This is a genomic window from Aquitalea pelogenes, from assembly GCF_001515305.1.
Classification (GTDB): domain Bacteria; phylum Pseudomonadota; class Gammaproteobacteria; order Burkholderiales; family Chromobacteriaceae; genus Aquitalea; species Aquitalea pelogenes.
Genome location: NZ_LNQV01000001.1, coordinates 153,252 through 176,063, shown reverse-complemented (window position 1 = coordinate 176,063; position 22,812 = coordinate 153,252). Strand labels below are relative to the sequence as shown.

At 58.6% G+C, this 22,812-nt stretch carries 18 protein-coding genes, 1 tRNA gene and 1 pseudogene; 12 read left to right on the top strand and 8 right to left on the bottom strand.

The window, feature by feature from the left end:
- The first annotated feature begins 289 nt into the window (after positions 1–289).
- The 8 genes from AWT75_RS00890 to AWT75_RS00855 all read left to right on the top strand — a co-directional run bounded on the left by AWT75_RS00890 (position 290) and on the right by AWT75_RS00855 (position 10,948).
- Positions 290–2,071, top strand: coding sequence for a M61 family metallopeptidase (locus AWT75_RS00890; RefSeq protein WP_062786209.1), 1,782 nt, complete (start codon positions 290–292; stop codon positions 2,069–2,071).
- 121 nt (positions 2,072–2,192) lie between these two features.
- Complete coding sequence (gene pepN / locus AWT75_RS00885) at positions 2,193–4,817, top strand: aminopeptidase N (RefSeq protein WP_062786206.1); 2,625 nt, start codon at positions 2,193–2,195, stop codon at positions 4,815–4,817.
- 142 nt (positions 4,818–4,959) lie between these two features.
- Positions 4,960–5,883 carry an alpha/beta hydrolase family protein gene (locus tag AWT75_RS00880; RefSeq protein ID WP_082695892.1) on the top strand — a complete coding sequence of 308 codons (924 nt, stop codon included), beginning with the start codon at positions 4,960–4,962 and terminating at the stop codon, positions 5,881–5,883.
- Positions 5,884–5,947: 64 nt separating this feature from the next.
- Positions 5,948–6,580, top strand: coding sequence for a 2OG-Fe(II) oxygenase (locus AWT75_RS00875; RefSeq protein WP_062786203.1), 633 nt, complete (start codon positions 5,948–5,950; stop codon positions 6,578–6,580).
- A 75-nt stretch (positions 6,581–6,655) separates the two neighbouring features.
- Complete coding sequence (gene aroC, locus AWT75_RS00870) at positions 6,656–7,756, top strand: chorismate synthase (protein ID WP_045845638.1); 1,101 nt, start codon at positions 6,656–6,658, stop codon at positions 7,754–7,756.
- A gap of 48 nt (positions 7,757–7,804) precedes the next feature.
- Positions 7,805–9,229: an EAL and HDOD domain-containing protein gene (locus tag AWT75_RS00865; RefSeq protein ID WP_045845639.1), complete on the top strand. Its 1,425-nt coding sequence runs from the start codon at positions 7,805–7,807 to the stop codon at positions 9,227–9,229.
- 190 nt (positions 9,230–9,419) lie between these two features.
- The gene (locus AWT75_RS00860; RefSeq protein WP_082695891.1) at positions 9,420–9,725 is read left to right on the top strand and encodes an acyl carrier protein; all 306 of its coding nucleotides are present in this window, start codon (positions 9,420–9,422) and stop codon (positions 9,723–9,725) included.
- Positions 9,722–10,948 carry a beta-ketoacyl-[acyl-carrier-protein] synthase family protein gene (locus AWT75_RS00855; protein ID WP_062786200.1) on the top strand — a complete coding sequence of 409 codons (1,227 nt, stop codon included), beginning with the start codon at positions 9,722–9,724 and terminating at the stop codon, positions 10,946–10,948. The genes AWT75_RS00860 and AWT75_RS00855 overlap by 4 nt, the downstream gene beginning before the upstream one ends.
- Positions 10,949–11,006: 58 nt before the next feature.
- Here AWT75_RS00855 and alkB read toward each other — a convergent pair whose 3' ends face one another.
- The 4 genes from alkB to AWT75_RS00835 all read right to left on the bottom strand — a co-directional run bounded on the left by alkB (position 11,007) and on the right by AWT75_RS00835 (position 14,837).
- Positions 11,007–11,654: a DNA oxidative demethylase AlkB gene (alkB, locus tag AWT75_RS00850; RefSeq protein WP_062786197.1), complete on the bottom strand. Its 648-nt coding sequence runs from the start codon at positions 11,652–11,654 to the stop codon at positions 11,007–11,009.
- Positions 11,644–12,744 carry a bifunctional DNA-binding transcriptional regulator/O6-methylguanine-DNA methyltransferase Ada gene (ada, locus tag AWT75_RS00845; protein ID WP_062786194.1) on the bottom strand — a complete coding sequence of 367 codons (1,101 nt, stop codon included), beginning with the start codon at positions 12,742–12,744 and terminating at the stop codon, positions 11,644–11,646. The genes alkB and ada overlap by 11 nt, the downstream gene beginning before the upstream one ends.
- Positions 12,745–13,004: 260 nt before the next feature.
- Positions 13,005–13,922 carry a porin gene (locus tag AWT75_RS00840; protein ID WP_062786191.1) on the bottom strand — a complete coding sequence of 306 codons (918 nt, stop codon included), beginning with the start codon at positions 13,920–13,922 and terminating at the stop codon, positions 13,005–13,007.
- A gap of 825 nt (positions 13,923–14,747) precedes the next feature.
- Positions 14,748–14,837 (bottom strand) — tRNA-Ser (locus AWT75_RS00835).
- Positions 14,838–15,031: 194 nt separating this feature from the next.
- Between AWT75_RS00835 and AWT75_RS23330 the strand changes: the two genes are divergently transcribed.
- Positions 15,032–15,385 carry an aminotransferase class I/II-fold pyridoxal phosphate-dependent enzyme gene (locus AWT75_RS23330; RefSeq protein ID WP_275575668.1) on the top strand — a complete coding sequence of 118 codons (354 nt, stop codon included), beginning with the start codon at positions 15,032–15,034 and terminating at the stop codon, positions 15,383–15,385.
- Positions 15,349–16,182 carry an aminotransferase class I/II-fold pyridoxal phosphate-dependent enzyme gene (locus AWT75_RS00830; protein ID WP_275575667.1) on the top strand — a complete coding sequence of 278 codons (834 nt, stop codon included), beginning with the start codon at positions 15,349–15,351 and terminating at the stop codon, positions 16,180–16,182. The genes AWT75_RS23330 and AWT75_RS00830 overlap by 37 nt, the downstream gene beginning before the upstream one ends.
- Positions 16,183–16,257: 75 nt before the next feature.
- On the opposite strand, the gene AWT75_RS00825 is transcribed toward AWT75_RS00830, so the two are convergent.
- The 4 genes and pseudogenes from AWT75_RS00825 to apbC form a co-directional block, all read right to left on the bottom strand.
- Positions 16,258–16,536, bottom strand: a complete 279-nt coding sequence (locus AWT75_RS00825; protein ID WP_082695890.1) for a barstar family protein — start codon at positions 16,534–16,536, stop codon at positions 16,258–16,260.
- Complete coding sequence (locus AWT75_RS00820) at positions 16,527–16,979, bottom strand: ribonuclease domain-containing protein (RefSeq protein WP_062786188.1); 453 nt, start codon at positions 16,977–16,979, stop codon at positions 16,527–16,529. Before AWT75_RS00820 ends, AWT75_RS00825 begins: the two co-directional genes overlap by 10 nt.
- Before the next feature lie 3 nt (positions 16,980–16,982).
- Positions 16,983–17,762, bottom strand: coding sequence for a glutamate racemase (murI, locus tag AWT75_RS00815; RefSeq protein WP_082695889.1), 780 nt, complete (start codon positions 17,760–17,762; stop codon positions 16,983–16,985).
- A 10-nt stretch (positions 17,763–17,772) separates the two neighbouring features.
- A pseudogene (apbC, locus tag AWT75_RS00810) lies at positions 17,773–18,863 on the bottom strand (iron-sulfur cluster carrier protein ApbC).
- A gap of 358 nt (positions 18,864–19,221) precedes the next feature.
- On the opposite strand from apbC, the gene AWT75_RS00805 reads away from it, so the two are divergent.
- Positions 19,222–20,481 carry an MFS transporter gene (locus tag AWT75_RS00805; protein WP_082695888.1) on the top strand — a complete coding sequence of 420 codons (1,260 nt, stop codon included), beginning with the start codon at positions 19,222–19,224 and terminating at the stop codon, positions 20,479–20,481.
- A 146-nt stretch (positions 20,482–20,627) separates the two neighbouring features.
- Positions 20,628–22,688: a methionine--tRNA ligase gene (gene metG / locus AWT75_RS00800; RefSeq protein ID WP_062786182.1), complete on the top strand. Its 2,061-nt coding sequence runs from the start codon at positions 20,628–20,630 to the stop codon at positions 22,686–22,688.
- Positions 22,689–22,812: the final 124 nt, after the last annotated feature.

The window sequence follows — 22,812 nt, the reverse complement described above, 5'->3', positions numbered from 1 at the left end:
CTGGCAAAGCGTGGTCAGACACACACTTTTTCCCCATTTATTCAGCAGGGATTCTAAAGCAAATACCCATGACGGGCCAGTTGATTAGTATGCCTGCGGGATTTTTACGTCCACCATTTTCTTGATTTCAAGCGAGCTGGCAGCAAGCTATTAACCTGATGCCGCTTACTGGGGATTATATTGTCATGCCTGTCCAAGCCCTTGACTTAAGTCAAATCGTGATCGGCAGCCCCCCTGTTGCGATGCGGGTGCTAGAATCTGCCGTTTTCTATCCTTTCCTGGGCAGATCATGACCAAAGCCGTCCGTTACTCCATTCGTCCGTGCTCGCCGGAAACCCATTGTTTCGAAATTACGCTGCAGCTTGACAAGCCGGCCAGCGGCGGACAGGTGTTTTCCTTGCCTGCCTGGATTCCGGGTAGTTATCTGATCCGAGAGTTTTCCCGCCATATTGTCAGTATTCAAGCCAGTAGCGCTGGTAAAAGTGTTGGGCTGCGCAAGCTGGACAAACACAGCTGGCAGGCGGACCCGGTAAGCAGCAGCCTGACACTGGTCTACCAGGTGTATGCCTATGACCTGTCGGTGCGTGGTGCTTATCTGGATGACTCACGCGGTTTCTTCAATGCCAGCAGTGTGTTCCTGTCCGTTGCCGGCCGTGAGCATGAGGCATGCGAGGTGGAAATCCGGCCTGCCAAGGGCAAGGCCCATGCGGACTGGAAGGTGGCGACTGCCTTGCCCGCGGTGAAGGTGAAGAAAAGCGGCTTCGGGCTGTACCGTGCCGCAAATTACGACGAATTGCTGGACCATCCGGTGGAGCTGGGCGATTTCCATACGGTCAGCTTCAAGGCTTGCGGCGTGCCGCATCAGTTTGTGGTGTCAGGACGATTCCGTGGTGACTTGAAGCGCCTGGCGCGTGATACCAAGAAAATCTGCGAATACCAGATCCGCCTGTTCGGCACGCCAGCACCGTTCGAGCGTTATGTATTCATGCTTTATGTGGGCAAGGACATCTACGGAGGGCTGGAGCATCGGGCATCCACGGCGCTGGTGGCCAATCGTGATGATTTGCCTGACTTCGACCAGACCGAAATCTCCGACGGTTATCTGAAACTGTTGGGTCTGATCAGTCATGAGTATTTCCACAGCTGGAATGTGAAGCGTATCAAGCCGGCTGCCTTCAGCCCCTATGACTTGCGCAGTGAAGGCTATACCCGTTTGCTGTGGGCGTTCGAGGGCATCACTTCCTACTATGATGATTTGACCCTGTTGCGTTGCGGGCTGATCGACAGCAAGCGCTATCTTGGCCTGCTGGCCCAGACCATCAGCGGTGTACAGCGCGGTGCAGGCCGGCTGAAGCAAACGCTGGAAGAGTCCAGCTTTGATGCCTGGATCAAATACTACCGGCAAGACGAAAACAGTCCGAACAGCATTGTCAGCTATTACACCAAGGGCGCGCTGGCTGCGCTGGCGCTGGACCTGACCCTGCGTGAGCGCAGCCAGGGGGTGACGACGCTGGACGACATCATGCGTGCCTTGTGGACAAAATGGCTGGCAGACGGCAAGGGACTGGCCGAGCAGGAATGGGAAGAAATCGCCCAGCAGGTGGCTGGTTTCTCCTTGCAGGACTTCTTCGATCAGGCGCTGCGCTCCACCACTGATCTGCCCTTGCCGCAGCTGTTATTGTCCCAGGGGGTAGACATGAACTGGGACTACGCGGATCATGCCGGCGATGCCGGTGGCATCGGCCTGCCGGTGCCGCAGCGCAAACCCAAAGCCAGCCTGGGTGTGAAGACACAAGCGGACCCGGCAGGTTTGCGCCTGACCCATGTTTACGATGGCGGCGCAGCGCAAGAGGCTGGACTGGCCGGCGGGGATATCCTGCTGGCGGTGGATGGGCTGAAGGCAAGCGACCTGGACAAGACGCTGAGCCGTTATCGTGTGGGGGAGAGCATCACCCTGCATGTGTTCCGGCGCGATGAACTTCTGGTGCGTGAAGTATGTCTGCAAGCCCAGCCGCAGACGACCTGCCGTTTGCAACTGCAGGAAAAGACTGGTCCGTGGCCACAGGGCTGAGTGCCATGGCGCGACGGACATGATGGTTCAAACAGTAAAGCGAATCTGGGTGGCGATCCTGCCCGGTTCATGACTCAGACCGGCACCAACCGGCAACGACCTGAAAATTAGAGAGAAGAACATGGCGCAGCAGCCTCAAGTGAACTATCTGAAAGACTATGCCATCCCGGCCTATCTGGTGGACCGGGTGGATTTGAAGTTCGATATAGAGGAAGCGCAAACGCGAGTCCATTCGCGACTGGTGATCAAGCGTAACCAGCAATCTGCTGCGCCAGCCGATCTGTGGCTGGACGGAACGGCCACTTTGCGATCGGTCACGCTCGATGGTGAGCGCCTGTCTGCCGATGCCTACCAGTTGAACGCAGAAGGCTTGCTGATTCCCGGCGTACCCGACAGCTTCATCCTGGAGCTGGAAACCGAACTCGACCCTGCCTCCAATACCAGCCTGATGGGCCTGTATGCGTCCAATGGCAATCTGTTCACCCAGTGCGAGCCGGAAGGTTTCCGCAAGATCACCTTCTACATGGACCGTCCGGACGTGATGGCCAAGTTCACCACCACCATTGTGGCCGACAAGCAGAAATATCCGGTGCTGCTGTCCAATGGCAACAAGGTGGGCGAGGGCATGCTGGACAAAAAGCGTCACTGGGTGAAGTGGGTGGACCCCTACCGCAAGCCTTCCTACCTGTTTGCACTGGTCGCGGGCAAGCTGGTGGCTGCGCGTGACAAGTTCACCACCGTGCGTGGCCGGGAAGTGACGCTGGAAATCTGGACCGAACCTGCGGATCAGGACAAGGTTGCCTTCGGCATGGGTGCCGTCAAGCGGGCGATGAAATGGGATGAACAGCGCTTCGGGCTGGAATACGACCTGGACATCTACATGATCGTGGCGGTCAGCGACTTCAATATGGGGGCCATGGAAAACAAGGGCCTCAATATTTTCAATACCTCGGCCGTGCTGGCGCGCAAGGATACCCGTACCGATGCCGAATTCCAGCGCGTGGAAGCCATCATCGCGCACGAGTATTTCCATAACTGGACCGGCAACCGCGTGACCTGCCGCGACTGGTTCCAGCTCTCGCTCAAGGAAGGGCTCACCGTATTCCGCGATCAGGAGTTCAGCTCCGATCTGGGCAGCCGTGCCGTCAAGCGCATTGACGATGTCAAAAGCTTGCGTGCCTTGCAATTCCCGGAAGATGCCGGCCCGACCGCGCACCCGATTCGCCCCGATTCCTACATCGAGATGAACAATTTCTACACCATGACGGTGTATGAAAAAGGGGCAGAAGTCGTCCGCATGTATCACACCCTGCTGGGCGAAGAAGGCTTCCGCAAGGGCATGGATCTGTACTTCAAGCGCCACGATGGCCAGGCGGTGACCTGCGACGACTTCCGTGCCGCCATGGCCGACGCCAACGGGGTGGATCTGGAACAGTTTGCCTTGTGGTACAGCCAGGCCGGAACCCCTTTGCTGCAAGTCAGCAGCGCTTATGATCCCGCCGCGCAGCGCTATGCCCTTACGGTCAAGCAGTCCTGCCGCATTGTGGCTGGCCAGCCTGCTCCGCAAGCCCTGCACATCCCGCTGGCCCTGGGCCTGGTGGGAGCGAATGGCCAGGATCTGCCGCTCCAGCTGGAAGGTGAGGATGAGGCACGTCCCGGAACGCGCGTGCTGGATGTCAAACAGGACGAGCAAACCTTTGTTTTCATCAATGTGCCGGAAGAGCCGGTGCCGTCCCTGCTGCGCGGTTTTTCCGCCCCGGTGAAGCTGGAATACGACTGGCGTGACGATCAGCTTGCCTTCCTGATGGCCAACGACAGCGACAGCTTCTGCCGTTGGGAAGCGGGCCAGACCCTGGCCGAGCGGCTGTTCCGCCAATTGATTGCAGCCCAGGCTGCCGGCCAGGCGCTGGTGCTGCCAGAAACCTTTGTTGCCGCCTTCCGCGCCGTGCTGAAGGACCACGCGGCTGATCCGGCCTTGCGCGCCCTGATGCTCGGCCTGCCGTCGGAAGCGGAAATCCTGGAAATGGTGGATGTCGCCGACCCTGCCGTCATCCATCAGGTGCGTGACTTTGTGCTGGACCAGTTGGCAGAAGCATTGCGTGGCGAATGGCACGAGGCCTACCAGCTGAACCAGACCCGTGAGTACAAGCCCGAAGATGCCGGCAAGCGTGACCTGAAAAACCGCGCCTTGCAGATGCTGACCCGGCTGAACGTGGCCTGGCCGGCCGAAGCGGCACGCAAGCAGGTACTGGAGGCGGACAATATGTCCGACCAGATGGGGGCCATGCTGGCTTTGCGCGACCATGACGGCGAAGAGAGGGACGAGTGCTATACCGCCTTTGCCGCCCGTTGGCAGCGTGATGCACTGGTCATGGACAAGTTCTTCATGCTGGTGGCGTCCAGCCAGCTGGAAGGTACGCTCAGTCACGTGCGCGCTGCCATGGAGCACCCGGCATTCAGCCTGAAAAACCCCAACAAGGCGCGCGCCCTGATTGCCACCTTCGGCAACAATATGGCGCACTTCCATGCACAAGACGGTAGTGGCTATCGCTTCCTGGCGGATCAGGTACTGGCACTGGATGCCATCAACCCGCAAGTGGCCAGCCGTATCGTCCGTGCTTTCAACCGCTGGAAGAAGCTGGAGCCGGAACGCCAGGCACTGATGAAGGCTGAGCTGGAGCGCATGCTGGCCAGCCCGCTGTCCAAGGATGTCTACGAAATTGTCTACAAGAACCTGAATGCCTGAACCGGCTGATGGTTGTTGACAGACATGCAGCAAAAGGGTCGCGCAAGCGGCCCTTTTTCATTTTCAGCAGGCAGGGATATTGACCTGTGAGGTGCTTGTTTGGATCATACGACTGTTTGACTTTAATCTGGCCAGGATGGCGATGACGGAAATCACACAGCAAGATCACTACCTGACGCTGGACGATGGTGAACAGCTATACATGCGGCGCATTTCCCGGGCAGGCAAGGGAGAGCCGGTGTTGCTGGTTCATGGCGTCATGGCCAATGGCCGCATTTTTTACAGCGACAAGGGCAGGGGGCTGGCGCCGTTTCTGGCGGCGGCAGGCTATGACGTGTTCGTTGCCGACCTGCGTGGCCGTGGCCGCAGCACGCCCAAAATCAACGCGGCCAGCAGGCATGGCCAAACAGAAATCATCTGCCGCGACCTGCCAGCCTTGCAGGCCGCCATCCGCAGTATCAAGGGCGACGTCGCCGTCCACTGGATGGCGCACTCCTGGGGTGGTGTGCACATGAGCAGCTGTCTGTTGCGCCATCCACGTTTGTGCTCCCAGGTTGCATCGCTGGTGTACTTTGGCAGCAAGCGCAGTATTGCCGTGCGCAACTGGCGCAAATGGCTGGAGGTAGATCTGGTGTGGAATGTGCTGGCGCGCTGGGTCATCCGTGCGGTGGGCTATCTGCCTGCTGCCCGTCTGGGGCTGGGGGCCGATGACGAAACCGAAAAGAGCCATCGGCAAAGCAAGCGCTGGGCACAACAGCGTCCCTGGATTGATAGTGACGATGGTTTCGATTATGGCGCTGCCGCACGCCACGTCTCCTTGCCACCTGCCCTGTACTTTGCTGCGCACAACGATCCTTGCCGCGGCCATCCCGACGATGTTCGCCGCTTCCGTGCCGAGTCTGGTCCGCATTTATCGCGCTTCAGGCTGCTGGCGCGCTCCACCGGGCATTGGCATGACTACGATCATGTGTCTTTGCTCACCCATCCGGACGCACCGGCCGATCACTTTCCGCTAGTGCTGGAGTGGCTGGCTGGCCGCCATGATCAGGTAATCGACCACAACTGATGAAGATCATTCCACTTGTCAAGACGCTGTGGTAGAACAGCGCGCTCTAGTGGAGAATGTGTGCATGAATCAAGAATCAGTGATCGAAGCAGGCAAGCTGGATACCATGATCGACCAACTGGCCGAACACGGCTGGGTGGTGGATCACACCCTGTTCAGCCGCGAGGCCATCAAACAGTTACAACAATGCTGCCTGGAGCAATGGCAAGCCGGCAGCTTTCATGAGGCCGCGGTGGGGCGGGGCGACCAGCAAGGACGGCGCAGCGAAATTCGCTCGGACTCGGTGCTGTGGCTGGAGCCCGCTGATGCGGCACCCGCCATCCGGCATTATTTTTCCACGCTGGATCAGGTGCGCCAGGCCGTCAATCAGGCCTTCTATATGGGACTGGAGGACCTGGAATCCCATTTCGCCGTCTATCCGCCCGGGAGCTTTTACAAGAAGCATCTGGATCGATTCCGCGACGACGATGCCCGCGCCTTGACTGCCGTGCTGTATCTGAACGAAGACTGGCCGGATGATGCCGGTGGGCAGATCCGGCTTTATCTGGACGATGCATGCAGCCAGTCGCTGGACATTGCGCCCACTGCCGGCACGCTGGTGTTGTTCCTGTCCGACCGTTTCTGGCATGAGGTCCTCCCGGCCACCCAACAACGCTTGTCGGTGACCGGATGGTTCCGCCGCAGGCCGCGGATATAAGCCTGACCATCTTGCTGTGGTATTGCCGTGCTAGAATCAGCCAAAACCGGATGAAATGACAAGGGACGAATCAAGATGTCAGGCAACACCATGGGGCTGCTGTTTACTGTTACCTCTTTTGGCGAGAGCCACGGACCAGCCATTGGCTGTGTGGTGGATGGCTGCCCGCCCGGCCTGGCCATCAGCGCCGAGGAAATCCAGCTGGAGCTGGACCGCCGTAAACCGGGTACCAGCCGTCATGTTACCCAGCGACGCGAGCCCGATACCGTTGAAATCCTCTCTGGTGTGTTTGAGGGCAAGACTACCGGCACACCGATTGCCTTGCTGATTCGCAATACCGACCAGCGCTCCAAGGACTACGGCAATATCGCGGAAACCTTCCGTCCCGGGCATGCCGACTATACTTACTGGCATAAATACGGCGTGCGTGACCCGCGCGGCGGTGGTCGCTCCAGCGCCCGTGAAACGGCGGTGCGCGTCGCTGCCGGTGCCATTGCCAAGAAATGGCTGAAAGAGCGTTACGGTGTGGTGGTGCGCGGTCACATGACCCAGATCGGCGAAGTGGACATTCCGTTCCAGAGCTGGGATGTGGTCAACAACAATCCTTTCTTCGCTGCGGATGAAAGTGTGGTGCCGCAGCTGGAAAACTATATGGACAGCATACGCAAGAGCCTGGATTCGGTAGGGGCACGCTTGCGGGTGGTGGCCGAGAATGTTCCTGTCGGCTGGGGTGAGCCGGTGTTCGATCGACTGGATGCTGACATCGCCTATGCCATGATGAACATCAATGCGGTCAAGGGTGTGGAAATCGGTGCCGGTTTTGGCTGCGTTACCCAGCGTGGTAGCGAGCATGGTGATGAATTGACACCGCAAGGCTTTGCCAGCAATCACGCTGGTGGCATTCTGGGTGGCATTTCCACCGGGCAGGATATCGAAGTATCCATTGCCATCAAGCCGACATCCTCCATTGCCCAGCCGCGCCGTTCCATCGACAAGCAAGGCAATCCGATACTGATGGAAACCCATGGTCGTCACGATCCCTGCGTCGGCATTCGTGCCACGCCCATCGCCGAAGCCATGCTGGCCCTGGTGCTGATGGATCATGCCTTGCGCCATCGTGCCCAATGTGGCGATGTGGTAGTGGATACCCCGAAAATTCCGGGGCGGATCAGCTAAACTGGGATAAAGCCTGTCTGACAGCCTGGCACCAAGAGAGAGCACACCATGTTGAAGAACCTGATTGGCGGTTTGGCCGGTCGACTGAAAAAAAACGAAGACAGTCCGGATGACGAGATTGCTGCTGTCGAAAAAGAGCTGGAAGCCTCGCCGGTCAAGCCCAGCGCTGAGCCGGAACTGATCGAACAGCTGCCTCCCACGCTCGGCTTTGTCACCCACCAGCCGGTGATGGACCGACAGCATCGTGTGGTGGCTTACGAGTTTTTCGTCAAGTCCGGGGCCGCAGCCAAAGGGGGCAAGCAGCAGGATTTCGACCGTCTGATGCTGACCACCCTGCAGAATATGGAAGTATTCCGCCTGCTGGCCTATCGTCGCGCCCTGGTACACATCTCCATCAGCTCGCTGACCGAGCCCTTGTTGTTGCAGATGCCCGCCAAGAGCGTGATTTTCGTGCTGGAGCCGGATCCGGGTCAGGCAGTGACAGTCGAGGTGATGCCGATTCTGGACGACCTGCGCAGCAAGGGCCTGCGCTTTGCCGTGGAGCCGGCTGCTTTTGACAGCCAGGTACTGGCGGAGCGCTTGCAACCGGAACTGTTCAACCGCATGGATTTCATGCTGCTGGACTTCGCCGCACCGTCCACCAGGGTGCTAGCACCCATTCTGGACCAGTTGCCGCGTCGCTACCCCAACGCCCGCTGGATGGCCCGCAATGTCGGTACTGCCGAGGATCTGGACATCTGCTTGCGCGCACCGGGCAGTAACCGTTTCGCCCTGTTCCATGGTCCGTTCATCGCCACGGTTCGCAGCCTGGAAAGCGGCAAGGTGGATAGCAACCAGACCCGTGTGCTGCAAATCATGCGCATGCTGCGTGCCAATGCCGAACCGCGCGAACTGGAGGCCCAGTTCAAGCTGGATTCGGTGCTGTTGTTCAAGCTGCTGCGTTTCATCAATTCCCCGGTGAACGGTCTGGCCCGCAAGGTACAAACCATCGAGGAAACCCTGTTGCTGCTGGGCAGGGAAACGCTGTTCAAATGGCTGTCCATGCTGTTGTTCACCGCCAAGAAGGAAGATGGAACCGCGCTGGCATTGCTGGAAAAATCGCTGATCCGTGCCCGTTTTCTGGAACGGCTGGGGGCCTATCGTGGCAACAAGCTGGAGGCCGAGCACCTGTTCCTCACCGGGATGTTCTCCTTGCTGGATGTGCTGCTGAACCAACCCTTCCCGGATGTGCTGGATCCCTTGGAGTTGCCTCCCACGGTGCGGGACGCCGTGGTGGAAAACAAGGGCATGTTCAGCCCCTATCTGGCCCTGGCACTAGCCTGCGAACAAGGTGATGACCAGCGCATCAATGCCCTGTGCAAGGTGTTGAATTTCGAGGTGGAACATACCTGCCGCTACTACATCGACTCGGTGGTATGGGCACAGGAGGTGCTGCGCGAAAGCGATGTGCACAATGATGTGGAAGCCGTCTGAGTCTTAAACAGTCAGGCGGTGAGCAAGCCAGCATTCCTTGCTGGCTTTTTTCATGGTCGTGTAAATTTCTGTAATTCGCTTATAGTAGCGTCTTGTGATGACGGGAAGCGCGTGGCAGACGGTTCTTGTCAACAACTGGCATAAAACTAGACAATAAACACCATAAATTTCCATCGGACTGCGGCATACAATGGCGTTCGACAGAAAATATAACCCCAAGTACAGCCCAGATGCCGGGCGGTGCGGGCAAGGCAATGTGATGAACACTATTGAGCAGATCAAGCAGTTGATTGTGGAAAAGTTCGGCGTGAAAGCCGAAGAAATTCAGGCCGAACGTGCGCTGAGTGAATATGGCCTGGACTCTCTCGGGCAAATTGAATTGCTGTTTGCGATTGAAGAACATTTCTCGGTCTCCATTCCTGAAGAAGAGGCGCATGTCGCCAACCTGCAGGAACTGGCCGACCTGGTAGACCGCTACAAGAGTACCGCCCAATGACGCAGGCGGTAGCCATCACCGGTATTGGCCTGATTTCGCCGCTGGGCAATCAGCTTGATCTGGTCTTTGACAAGCTGATGTCGGGAACCTCAGGCATTCGCCGGTGGGAAGCGGAACAAACCGGGTGCAAGCCTGCGGTGGTTGGTGCGGTGGATTTTGATCCGGCCAACTGGTTTACCCGCCTGCAGCTCTCCGGTGTGGACCGGGTCAGCCAGATGGCGGTGGCCGCAGCCACCCAGGCGCTGGATGATGCCGCCTTGCAATTGCCGGAAGACAAGGAGCAGGTTGGTGTCTATGTCGGTTGTGCCATGGGCGGCAGTACCGCGCTGGACAAGGGCTTCCAGAACTTCTACCAGTCCCATACTCGTGTATCCCCACTGTCGGTGATTGCCAGCATGGCCAATGCGCCAGCCGGGCATATCAGCATGCGCTTTGGCATTACCGGCCCTGCGGTAAACTATTCGGTCGCTTGTGCTTCCTCTGCCATTGCGCTGGGTGAAGCCATGCGTGCCATTCGCCATGGCGAAATCCGTCAGGCCATTGCCGGTGGTGCTGAAGCCATGTTGCTGCCCGGCATCATCAATGGCTGGCAGTCCATGCAGGTGCTGGCCAATCCGGATGGAGAACACCCCGAGCAGGCCTGCCGTCCCTATGACAAGACGCGCAGTGGGCTGGTACTGGCGGAAGGCGCTGCCTTTCTGGTGCTGGAACGGCTGGATGATGCCTTGGCTCGTGGCGCTCGCATTTATGCCACGCTGGATGGCTATGCCTGCCGCAGTGATGCCACGCACATCACCAAGCCGGATGTCGCCGGGCAGGTGCGCACCATGCGTGCTGCGCTGGCAGATGCCGGCCTTGCGCCAGAGGCCATCGGCTACTGCAACAGCCACGGTACGGCCACGCAAGTGGGGGATGTGGTGGAATGCGAAGCCCTGCAGTCCATCTGGGGTGAGAACACGCCGGGCCTGCGCGTGAGTGCCACCAAGTCCATGCATGGACACTTGCTGGGTGCCACCGGCGGGCTGGAAACCGCCATCACCGCACTGGCCTTGTACCATCGCCAGATTCCGCCGACTGCACATTGTCAGCAACTGGATGAAAACTGCCGGGTGCAACATGTGCTGGGCCAGGGGGTGGCAGCTCCCGAGCTGGCCGCAGCCATCAGCAACTCGTTTGCTTTCGGTGGCAGCAATGCCAGCCTGGTATTGCGTCGCCATCAGTAATGGCTGTATCCATCTTGTCAAAGCCCGCTTCGGCGGGCTTTTTCATTGATGTTCCGGCTCATGCACGGCGAAAGGTCAGGCTGATGCGTCGTTTGCCGAGCAAGGCATGATCTCCGTCCGCCAGGGGCATGATGCCGTGGAAACACAAACGTGCAGGCCCGCCAAAAACCAGTACATCGCCATGTTGTAGCAACAGTTTACGGTAGGGGTCTTGCCGTTGCAGGCCGCCCAGCATGAAGCGGGCGGGCAAGCCAAGTGACAAGGTAAGGATGGGATGCGCGAAGTCGCGTTCATCCCGGTCCTGATGCAAGGACATCTTGCTACCTGCCTGATAGCAGTTGATCAGACAGGCATTGCTGACAAAGTTGTCAAATCCGGCTGCGGCTGCCCAGATGCGGGCCAGTTCCTGCAATACCTCCGGCATGGCGGGCCATGGCTGGCCGCTTTGCGGGTCCAGCCTGCTGTAGCGATAACCATGGCGATCGCTGACCCAGCCCAACTCACCGCAATTACTCATCGCCACCGACATGGTGTGTCCACCCGGTGTTTGCATCTGCCGCAAGGGCGCTTGCCGTAAGACGTCTTCCACGGCCTGCCAGATGGCGGGCATCATGGAATTGGCCTGCCCGGAAAGCAGGCAGACGCCTTCTGCCAGCTGCTGTTGTGAGGGGAACAGGCTGGTATCGCCAAACAGATCAGTCTGCATTGTCCCTTCCTTCTGTGGCATCGCGTTCGCGCTGCAATAATGACTGCTTACGTTCCAGACCCCAACGATAGCCGGACAAGCTACCATCCTGGCGAATCACCCGGTGGCAGGGAATGGCCACAGCCAGCGTATTGGCCGCACAAGCCCGCGCCACGGCACGCACGGCGGATGGCTGGCCAATCCTGGCGGCCAGTTCGGCATAGCTCATGGTCTGGCCCGGGGGGATATCACGTAAGGCTTGCCACACGCGCTGCTGGAAAGCGGTACCGCGAATATCCAGCGGCAAGTCCAGGCCCAGCTGTGGTTGGTCGATCAGGCTGATCACGGCAGCCATCTGCTGTTCGAATGCCTGTTCGTCACCGCGCAAGTCGGCCTTGGGAAACTGATCCTGCAATTGCTTAAGCAAAAGCGCCGGATCATCCCCCAGCAAAATGGCACAAATACCCAGCTGGCTTTGCGCCAACAGAATGGCTCCCAGGCTGCACTGGGCAATGGCAAAGTGGATGATGCTACGCGGCGCACCCGCCCGGCGTTCGCTGGCGGTCATGCCCAGCCTTTGATTGGCCTGTGCATAAAAGCGGCTGCTGGACTGATAACCGGCATCAAGAATGGCATGAGTGATGGTGCGCGCATTTGGCAGCTGCTGTTGCAGGCGCTCATGTCGCAAGGCCATGGCGTAGGCATGGGGCGTCAGGCCGGTAATGCGCTTGAACAGGCGATGAAAGTGAAACGGACTGATGCCGGCTCTCTTTGCCAGCTGCTGCAGGGTGGGCGTTTCCTCTGCCTGTGCCAGGTAGTGGCAAGCGGAGGTAATGATGTCCGCCTGACGCTGGGACAGGCTGGTTTCATCCGGTGTGCAGCGCAGGCAGGCGCGGTAGCCTGCTGCTCTTGCATCCTCCCCGTTGGCAAAAAACAGCACGTTTTCCCGTTTGGGCAAGCGTGAAGGGCAAGTAGCCCGGCAGTAAATACCGGTTGTCCGCACGGCATAGACAAACTGCCCGTCAGCCTGCGGGTTGCGTGTCATCACATCTTGCCAACGCGCATCCGCCTGCTCATCCGGCAGCTCTGGTGAGGAAGAAGTGGAAGCCATGGTCTGTTACTCCGGGTGTGGAATGAGGGAACAATAAGCACAATCCATTGCGCTGACACCCGCTTACTTGCGCTCAAATTCTAGCAGACCAGGCCAACTGCAAAAAAATAAGCCTGCACGATGGCAGGCTTGAGAAGGATCAACTGACTTGCGAAGGGCTTAGAAACTCTTGGACAGACCGATCAGCTCGCCATTACGGGCGCTGCCACCGGCTTGCGGCTTGTCATGCGACAGCTCGATGTAAGCCATGGTGTGCTTGCTCAGGTTGTAATGCACCAGCAGGTTGACGTACTTCTCCGTGCCTTGCACCAGCGCCGGAGAATTGTCCTTGCGTACCCCGGTTTGCAGACCAGCTGGGTATTGCCGATGGTGTAATAGGCATACAGCGAGGTGGCGTTGATCACGCTGTCATCGGCCAGCTTGTTACGCTGATATTCCACTGCCAGTTCCAGCGCATCAATCGGCTTGTAGTTGGCGGTCAGGTGCAGCTGGCGATTGCTACCCAGCTGGCTGGTGTTGTTGGCGTTGCTGTTGGTGGTGTTGCTGGAGGCGCCATAGTTGGCAGAAACCGTCCAGTTGCTGCCGCTGAAACCGGCCAGCACGGAGTAGCGATTGGTGCCGCTATTGCTGGTGGTCTTGTTTTCATCGGTGGAGAACTGCACGCCACCATAGAAGCCGCCCAGATTGCCCGGCAGGTCGTAACGGACCATGTTGTTGCCGGTTACGCCGCCATACCAGCCCAGGTGGTTGTCCGGGCCAGCCCATACGCTGTAATCGAACTTGCCGTCTTCCACGTTGCCGGTACCCTTGCCGGCACGGATCATACCGAAGCTACCCTTCAGGCCAACAAAGCTGTCGTCGCTGGCAAAGGTGTTGGCTTGTTTGCCCATTTCATCGTAGCCGCTACCGGTCGGCGAGAAACGGTTGTTCACCTGGAAGATGGCGCTCAGGCCATTGCCGAGGTTTTCTTCACCATTGAAGTTGATCTGACCACGACCGGCCACATTGGTGGTGGAAACGGCAGCCGGGTTGGTGGTGTAACCCCAGGAACTGTTTGCTGCACCGTTGTATTGCAGAACGCCGGCACGGACAAAACCGGAAATGGTTACACCTTCATCAGCATGGGCATAACCGGCGCAGGCAGCCAGTACGGCCAGAGCAATGTATTTGTTTTGCATCTTGTCTATCTCCAATTGTCTCGCTTTGTTGTTTTGCTACTTAAGTTTGCGCTGGCAACCGGCGTTTCTTGCCCGACTTGTCCACCGCAAAAGCAGGGACATTGTTAATTTCTGTGATATTTACGGTCAAACGCATTTTATGTAGTGTTTTCACTACATATTGACACTGATGTATGTAGTAATTTAGCTACATTAAATTTGGGTTATTTCTGACGATTTGTACGTATTTATTACTAGGAAATTTCATAAATTTTATCAGTTAAGCACTTATTCACTGTCGTTGGTAATCTGCAACAAAGTGGCATGATGTGTCGCATTTATGGGCTTTATTGAATTTATGCTGCATCTGCACAAAATTGTTTGCAATTTAATATTATGCATTTGTGAATAATTTGTAGTCTTTGAAATGGGTTTTGCTTACTAATTGGCAGTTGTGGTGGACCCATTCACCGCAAGCGGGCTGATTTTTCACAGTTTTGATGCAGGAATATGGCAGTCATGCGGAACGGTTAGAAAATCTGCACGATATTAGTGCGATGCAGCAAAATTCAGACTGATGCTTCATTCTGGAAGGTCTGCGCAATAAAATTGCGCCTGAGGACAGGATTAGGTCATGGCTTGCAATGGCAGGAGAAAACCAATGCCGGGCACTTGCCAGCAGCGGACAGGGAGGGTTTGCCATCAGGAAGGCATCCACGGTACCGCAGGGGCAGGGTGATTTGGCTGTGAGCAGTCTGGCAGTCTTGGCAAGCTGAAGCGGGATGTGTCGCGAGGACGGCAGAAAACAAAAAAGCCCTTGATTGCTCAAGGGCTTAAATGTTGGTCTGGCGGAGAGGGAGGGATTCGAACCCTCGGTACGCTCGCACGTACGCCTGATTTCGAGTCAGGTACATTCGACCACTCTGCCACCTCTCCGACTCAGAGATGCGCAGTGTATTGGTGGAGGTGCTTCCTGTCAATAGCATCTGCATGAAAGCGCTGTTTTCGGGGCCGGAAGTGGGCCTGGCGAGAGTAGTCAGGCCTCTTGGTGGTGGGCTTGCAATGGGCTTGCTACACTCAGCGGCTTATCAGGCAGCTGCCGCATGCAGGCTGCAGCACAGGGGATTGCAGTGAAACTATCAAGCAGGATGGATGGCGTGGCACCGTTTCAGGTGATGGCCATTCTGGAGCGGGCGCGAGCCTTGCAGGCAGAGGGCCGTGATGTGATTCATCTGGAAGTGGGCGAGCCGGATTTTGCCACCCCACACGCCATTGTAGAGGCGGGACGGCAGGCGCTGGCGGATGGTCATACTTTCTATACTGCGGCGCAGGGCCTGCCGCAATTGCGCGAAGCCATCGCCGGTTTTTATCAGCAGCGTTATGGCGTGACGGTGGATGCGCGTCGCATCATCGTGACGCGGGTGCGTCGGGGGCCTTGCAGATTGCCTTGTCCTTGCTGGTCAATCAGGATGATCAGGTGCTGATGGCCGACCCTACCTATCCCTGCAACCGGCATTTTGTCAGCCTGCTGGGTGGTGAGCCGGTTTGCCTGCCGGTGGGGCCGGATACCCGTTATCAGTTGCTGGCTGATGGTGTGGATGCCGCCTGGGGCGAGAGAACGGTGGCGGCCATGGTGGCCAGCCCGGCCAACCCGACCGGGACATTGCTGACCGCAGACGAGCTGGCGGCACTGAGTGCCAGCTGTAAGCAGCATGGCGGCAGCCTGATTGTGGACGAAATCTATCATGGCCTGACTTATGGCTGTGATGCGGCAACTGCGCTGGCAGTGGATCCGGATGTATTTGTGATCAACAGCTTTTCCAAGTATTTCCAGATGACGGGCTGGCGGCTGGGCTGGCTGGTGGTGCCGGATGATTATGTCGAGCCGGCATTGCGCCTGGCACAGAACCTGTTCCTGTGCCCGCCGGCGATGGCGCAATATGCAGCGCTGGCGGCTTTCCAGCCGGGTGTGATTGCCGAACTGGAGCAACGTCGTGCCGAGTTTGGTCGGCGTCGGGATTTCCTGTTGCAGGCGCTGCCGCAACTGGGATGGCAGCTGCCTGTGCAGCCTGAAGGTGCGTTTTATCTGTACGCCGATGTCAGCGCGGTAACGGATGACAGCATTGCCTACTGCGCGCGTTTGCTGGAGGAGGTGAACGTGGCCATCACGCCCGGAGCGGACTTTGGCCAGTTTGGCGCGGCCCGCCATGTGCGCGTGGCTTACACCACTGGCATCGACCGGCTGGCTGAGGCGGTGGCGCGGATTGCCAGCCTGGGCTGATAGGGCCGGTGACGGGTGATCAACAAAAAGGCTGCCATCTGGCAGCCTTTTTTGCTGGAGTACGAGCGACAACGTTCAGTGGTGAATGTCCAGCGTCACATCGCCACGTTCTTCCGCCACCGATTGCAGGATTTCCAGCAGCGTGGCGTAGACATCTGCTCCCAGTTTGCTGCGGGATAGCTCGGTGTCGCGCCAGACAATTTCAAACGGGCCGCTGATATCGCCGCTCAGGCTGTCGTACAGGGCATCCAGATTGCGGCCGAAGTGGGATGGCAAGTGCAGCTGGCGGCTGATTTCATCGTAAAACTGTTCCAGTGATGTGATCTGTTGCAACTGGCAGATGGTTACTGACATGCAGGCACCTCGATAAAGCGCTGGTAGTGATCGACAGAAACAAAGCGCTGGCCGGCACGGGAAAATACCAGGCGATTGGCGCCACGCTTGCCACCTTTATAGTTCAAATCCGCTTCCTGCCATTGCCCCTTCGGCAGCTGCTTTTCGTAATTGCCGAACCGGTCGCCACCAATGGATTTGCCTTGCAGGGCGGGAACGCTCCACAGGCTGCGGCCCGGTTGCCAGCCCGCGGCTTGCGCCTGACGTTTGGGAATGAACTGATCCGGCAGACGGCCGGTTTGTTTCAGTGTCTGCAATACGTTGCCAAGTTCGGCTGTGTCCAGCCGGTTGCCGGTTTGCTGGTTCACCATGCCGGCAACATCGCTGCACCGGGGCAAGGCCCAGGCTGCGGGGGCGAGCAGGGTGGTGAGCAGCAGTGCTTGCAAGACGTGACGTAGCCGCATGTTTTACTCCAGATTCAGGGATTCGACAGCATGGCCGTGACCGATCAGCAATGGCAGCATGCTGGCCATGGGCTGGGTGTCCGGCGCGGTGGTGATGAAACGGTAGCAGCGATCGCCAATACTGTCGCTGCCATGTTGCTGCAGCAGCGAGTCCACGCGCCGGGCAATGGCCTCGGCCGGGTCGTACAGCGCAATCTGCTCGCCGGTCAGCTCGCGGATCAGCGGTGACAGGAAGGGGTAGTGCGTGCAACCCAGGGCGATGTGGTCGATGTTTTCCTGTAGCAGCGGCTGCACCACGGCGGCAACCCGGGCGCGGGTGAGGGCGCTGTCGAGCTCTCCCGCTTCCACCTGTTCCACCCAGCCCACACCGGGGCGACGCAGGACTTCCACCTCCCCGGCATGTTTGTCCAGCAGTGCCTGTACCCGTTCGCTGGCCAGCGTGGCCTGGGTGGCTAGCACGGCAATGCGGCCGGTCCGGCTGGCTGCCGCAGCCGGCTTGATGGCCGGCTCCACGCCGACGATGGGAATGGGCAGGTGCTGGCGCAGCGCGGCCACGGCGGCGGTGGTGGCGGTATTGCAGGCCACCACCAGCAAGCTGGCACCCTGGCTGTGCAGGTAGCGGCCGACTTTCAGGCTGCGCTCGATGATTTCGGCCTTGCTGCGTCCGCCATAGGGGCAGTAAGCCTGATCCGCCAGGTAGGTAATGGGCCAGTCAGGCAGGGTAGCCTGAACGGCACGCCAGATGGATAGCCCACCCAGCCCGGAATCGAACATCGCAATCATGCTGTGCGGCTTAGTTGTTCTGGATGACGATCTTGGGGAACTTGCCGGAGAAGTCCTGGGCCTTTTCGCCCACCTTCACCGCCAGTTTGCGGGCAATGTCCTTGTACAGGGCGGCCACGTTGCCATCTGGGTCGGCGGCGACGGTGGGTTTGCCCTGGTCTACCGCCAGGCGGATACCCATGTCCAGCGGCAGCGAGCCCAACACCTCCACGCCAAAGTCGGCAGCCATGCGCGCAGCACCGCCTTCGCCGAAAATGTGTTCGGCATGACCGCAGTTGCTGCAAATATGGATGGCCATGTTTTCCACCATGCCCAGAATGGGTACACCCACTTTCTGGAACATGGTGACACCCTTGCGGGCATCCAGCAGGGCAATGTCTTGCGGCGTGGTGACAATCAAGGCACCCGTCACCGGTACTTTCTGCGACAGGGTGAGCTGGATGTCACCGGTACCCGGCGGCATGTCGATGACCAGATAATCCAGATTGTCCCAGCGGGTGTCATTCAGCAGTTGTTGCAAGGCCTGGCTCACCATCGGGCCGCGCCACACCATGGCCTGGTCGGCATCTACCAGATAGCCGATGGACATGGTCTGGATGCCGTAATTGATGATGGGTTGCAGGCTCTTGCCATCCGGCGTTTCCGGGCGCTGGCCTTGCAGGCCCAGCATCAGCGGTTGCGAGGGGCCGTAGATGTCGGCATCCAGAATCCCTACGCGTGCCCCTTCGGCTTGCAAGGCAGCGCAAGGTTGACCGCCGTGGTGGATTTGCCCACACCGCCCTTGCCGGATGCCACGGCAATCACGTTTTTCACGCCAGGCAACAGGGGAACGCCGCGCTGGGCTGCGTGGCTGGTAATCTGGCTTCTCACGCTTACATTCAATGCACGGCCTGCCGCGACGGATTGCAAGGCAGTGCGGAATTCTTCGGCCACCCGTGCAAACTGGCTGGCGGCCGGATAGGCCAGTACCACGTCCAGCGACAGCTGATCAGCGCTGATCTTGATGTTCTTCACTGCCTTGGCGGCAACATAGGTTTTACCGGTATTGCTGTCGGTCAGGCCGGCAACGGCCTCCAGCACTTGGGCGTCGGTCAGGGTCATGGTATCGGCTGCGCTATCTGCGTCCGGCTTGTTGCCGAACAGCTTGGTCAGTTTGGAGAGCATGGGGGCGATGGAAGTGGGTGAATACCCGACAATTTTACTATGTTTTTGGGACAGCGGTGTTGTCCCTTCTGTAAGTGGGCATGTTACTCCCGCGCGCCTGTGCTGGCTATGGGTTTGGCCTTGGGCAAGTTGTGTCTGCAATTATTGCTTCATCTTGAATTAATTTGCCGCAAGCACTTGATCTGTGTAGAATTCCCGGCTTTTTTTCGTGCGCTGGCTGCTGTTTTCTGCCACGCCCGGGTTCGGCCCTGTCAGGCCGTGGCCATGATCTTTGTTGCCAAGAAAGGTTGTTGTCTTGCAGTCCAAACATGTTTCCCTCAGCGCGGCGAATCTGCTGTTTCCGCTGGCGCTGGTTTTGTTCGAATTTGCCGTTTATATCGCCAATGACATGGTGCAACCCGCCATGTTGCAGGTTACCCGCGAGTTTCTGGTGGGCAGCAGCTGGGTGCCCACTTCCATGACGGCTTTTCTGGTTGGCGGTGCCTTGTTGCCCTGGCTGACCGGCCCCCTGTCGGACCGTATCGGTCGTCGCCCGGTACTGTTGTTCGGCGTGGCCTTTTTCATGCTGTCCTGCCTTGCCACTTATCTGGTTCATTCCATCGAAGCTTTCATTGCGCTGCGCGTGGTGCAGGGCATGGGCTTGTGCTTTATCAATGCGGTGGGCTATGCCGCAGTACAAGAGGCATTTGAGGAAACCACGGCAGTCAAGGTAACCGCGCTGATGGCCAATGTGGCGCTGATTGCACCACTGGTCGGCCCGCTGGCTGGTGCCGCGCTGGTGGAAATCGCCCCCTGGCGCAGTTGCTTCCTGGTGATTGCCGCGCTGGCTGGTCTTGCCCTGCTGGGGCTGGTGTGGAAGATGCCGGAAACCGTGGTGCCGGGTCAGAACCGCCAGCCCTTGACGCAGATGGGGGCCGATTACCTGCGCTTGCTGAAACAGTCGCGCTTTGTGCTGTCTGCGCTGTGCATTCCACTGCTGGCCCTGCCGCTGATGGGCTGGATTGCCTTGTCGCCGGTACTGCTGGTGCGTGACCTTGGCATGAGTACTGTGGAATACGGCCTGATGCAGTTGCCGGTATTTGGCGGGCTGATTGCCGGCAACTTTGCGCTGGCCATGGTGGCGGATCGCTGGCCGCTCGGTCGTTCGGTCTTTGTCGGCATGGGCCCGATTGTTGGCGGCCTGCTCTTGATGCTGGCTGGTGTGCTGTTCACCGCCGAGCCGGTGTGGCTGATGGTGGCCGGCATGAGCCTGATGAGTTTTGGCGAAGGACTGAGCTTTGGTGTGTTGTACCGCTTTGCCCTGATGTCATCCCCGGTGGCCAAGGGCACGGTATCGGCCGCCATGAGCATGTTGTCGATGGCTGGCTATGCACTGGGTATCGAGCTGTTCCGTCTGGCTTATATGGCTGGTGGTATGGCCGGCTTTGCCGCTTGCTCGGTACTGACTGCCGTGTTGTTCGTTCTGCTGGCGCGCCGCACCGTGCCGCAGGCCATGGCCGAGCGCGCCGCACCGGCCGATTACCTGCCGCTGGAGCTGCAGGGCCAGAACAGCTGAACCACGATTTTCCCTGCACCAGGCACCCGGTATGATGGCTTTTATCGCCCATCCACCGGGTTTTTGCCGAACAGTGCCGTGACCGGTAAGGTGATACGGCTCTATAATCGACGGCTTGAGATCGCTTACCATCAGGAACACCCACAATGAGCAAACGCAAGATTCTGGTAACCAGTGCACTGCCTTACGCCAACGCGGGGCTGCATCTGGGCCACATGCTGGAACAGATCCAGACCGACGTCTGGGTGCGTTTCCAGAAAATGCGCGGGCACGAATGCTATTACGTGTGCGCGGACGACACCCACGGCGCCCCCATCATGCTGGCCGCCGAAAAGCAGGGCATCACCCCGACCCAGCTGGTGGATGCAGTACGCGAGCTGCATCTGGCTGATTCGCAGGGCTTCCTGATTGGCCACGACAACTACTACAGCACCAACAGTCCGGAAAACAAAGCATTCGCCGAGCAGGTGTACAAGGCCCTGCGTGCGGATGACAAGATTTCCAGCCGCACCATCGAGCAACTGTTCGACCCGGAAAAGCAGATGTTCCTGCCGGACCGCTTCGTCAAGGGCGAATGCCCCAAGTGCGCCGCCAAGGACCAGTACGGTGACAACTGTGAAGTGTGCGGTGCCACTTACAACCCGACCGAACTGAAGAACCCGTACTCGGCGGTGTCCGGTGCCAAGCCGGTACTGAAAACCTCCGAACACTACTTCTTCCGCCTGGGCGAGTGTGCCGACTTCCTCAAGGGCTGGACCAGCGGCAGCAGCACCCGTGCCGATGGCGTGAGCCAGCCGCACCTGCAGCCCGAGTCGCTCAACAAGATGAACGAGTGGATCGAAGGCGGCCTGCAGGACTGGGACATCAGCCGCGATGCACCGTATTTCGGTTTTGAGATTCCGGATGCACCGGGCAAGTACTTCTATGTGTGGCTGGATGCGCCGATCGGCTACATGGCCAGCTTCAAGAACCTGTGCGACAGCAAGGGCATCGATTTTGACGCCTGGTTCAAACCGGATTCGGACGCCGAGATGTATCACTTCATCGGCAAGGACATCCTGTACTTCCACGCACTGTTCTGGCCGGCCATGCTGCATTACTCCGGTCTGCGTGCGCCCACCGGCGTGTTTGCCCACGGCTTCCTCACCGTGGACGGGCAGAAGATGTCCAAGTCGCGCGGCACCTTCATCCAGGCCAAGAGCTATCTGGACTGCGGCCTGAACCCGGAGTGGATGCGCTACTACATGGCCGCCAAGCTCAACGGCCGTATCGAAGACATCGACCTCAACCTCAATGACTTCGTGGCCCGCGTGAATTCCGATCTGGTGGGCAAGTATGTCAACATCGCCAGCCGCTCCGCCGGTTTCATCAGCAAGCGCTTTGGTGGCAAGCTGGCCGACAGCGTGGCGGATACCGCCATCCTGCACAAGCTGCAAGCCGCTGCGCCGGAACTGGCAGCCGCGTTTGAAGCACGTGAGTACGCCAAGGCACTGCGCGACGTGATGGCACTGGCCGACGAGGTGAATGCCTACGTCGACGCCAACAAGCCGTGGGAACTGGCCAAGCAGGAAGGGCAGGACGCACGCCTGCAGGAAGTCTGCACCGTGCTGATCAACGCCTTCCGCCTGCTCACCATCTACCTGAAGCCGGTACTGCCCAAGCTGGCCGAAGGCGTGGAAGCCTTCCTTGGCGTGGCGCCGCTGGCCTGGTCCGATGCCGACAGCCTGCTGTTGGGCAATACCATCAATACTTATCAGCACCTGATGCAGCGCATCGACCCGGCGCTGATCGACAAACTGATCGAAGCAAACAAACAGAATATGCAAGCCACCAGCAATGCCCCGGCTGCCACTGCTTACGAGCCGCTGGCCGATACCATCAAGATCGACGACTTTGCCAAGGTAGACCTGCGCATCGGTAAAGTACTGGCCTGCAACTTTGTTGAAGGTTCGGACAAGCTGCTGCAGTTCACCGTGGACCTGGGCTTTGAACAGCGCAATATCTTCTCCGGCATCCGTTCTGCCTATCAGGAACCGGAAAAGCTGGTGGGCCGCAATGTGGTGGTGGTGGCCAATCTGGCCGAGCGCAAGATGCGCTTTGGCGTGTCGCAAGGCATGATCGTCTGCGCCTCCGGTGCTGACGACAATAGCGGCCTGTTCCTGCTGGACGTGGATCAGGGCGCGGCACCAGGCATGCGTATCGGTTAAGCGGACTGCGTTTCGCCCCCATACAGCCCTGCCCTTGATGCGGCAGGGCTTTTTCTTTGTTGTGCCAGAAAAACGTCATGAATGTGTCATTTGGGGCTGTTAGAGTCTTTCCTCATAAAGATGT

What these genes read in the sequence shown, in the direction of transcription:
- AWT75_RS00890 (WP_062786209.1), top strand. Translation starts at nt 290, where the DNA reads ATGACCAAAGCCGTCCGTTACTCCATTCGTCCGTGCTCGCCGGAAACC.
- pepN (WP_062786206.1), top strand. Translation starts at nt 2,193, where the DNA reads ATGGCGCAGCAGCCTCAAGTGAACTATCTGAAAGACTATGCCATCCCG.
- AWT75_RS00880 (WP_082695892.1), top strand. Translation starts at nt 4,960, where the DNA reads ATGACGGAAATCACACAGCAAGATCACTACCTGACGCTGGACGATGGT.
- AWT75_RS00875 (WP_062786203.1), top strand. Translation starts at nt 5,948, where the DNA reads ATGAATCAAGAATCAGTGATCGAAGCAGGCAAGCTGGATACCATGATC.
- aroC (WP_045845638.1), top strand. Translation starts at nt 6,656, where the DNA reads ATGTCAGGCAACACCATGGGGCTGCTGTTTACTGTTACCTCTTTTGGC.
- AWT75_RS00865 (WP_045845639.1), top strand. Translation starts at nt 7,805, where the DNA reads ATGTTGAAGAACCTGATTGGCGGTTTGGCCGGTCGACTGAAAAAAAAC.
- AWT75_RS00860 (WP_082695891.1), top strand. Translation starts at nt 9,420, where the DNA reads ATGGCGTTCGACAGAAAATATAACCCCAAGTACAGCCCAGATGCCGGG.
- AWT75_RS00855 (WP_062786200.1), top strand. Translation starts at nt 9,722, where the DNA reads ATGACGCAGGCGGTAGCCATCACCGGTATTGGCCTGATTTCGCCGCTG.
- alkB (WP_062786197.1), bottom strand. Translation starts at nt 11,654, where the DNA reads ATGCAGACTGATCTGTTTGGCGATACCAGCCTGTTCCCCTCACAACAG.
- ada (WP_062786194.1), bottom strand. Translation starts at nt 12,744, where the DNA reads ATGGCTTCCACTTCTTCCTCACCAGAGCTGCCGGATGAGCAGGCGGAT.
- AWT75_RS00840 (WP_062786191.1), bottom strand. Translation starts at nt 13,922, where the DNA reads ATGCAAAACAAATACATTGCTCTGGCCGTACTGGCTGCCTGCGCCGGT.
- AWT75_RS00825 (WP_082695890.1), bottom strand. Translation starts at nt 16,536, where the DNA reads ATGTCAGTAACCATCTGCCAGTTGCAACAGATCACATCACTGGAACAG.
- AWT75_RS00820 (WP_062786188.1), bottom strand. Translation starts at nt 16,979, where the DNA reads ATGCGGCTACGTCACGTCTTGCAAGCACTGCTGCTCACCACCCTGCTC.
- murI (WP_082695889.1), bottom strand. Translation starts at nt 17,762, where the DNA reads ATGATTGCGATGTTCGATTCCGGGCTGGGTGGGCTATCCATCTGGCGT.
- metG (WP_062786182.1), top strand. Translation starts at nt 20,628, where the DNA reads ATGAGCAAACGCAAGATTCTGGTAACCAGTGCACTGCCTTACGCCAAC.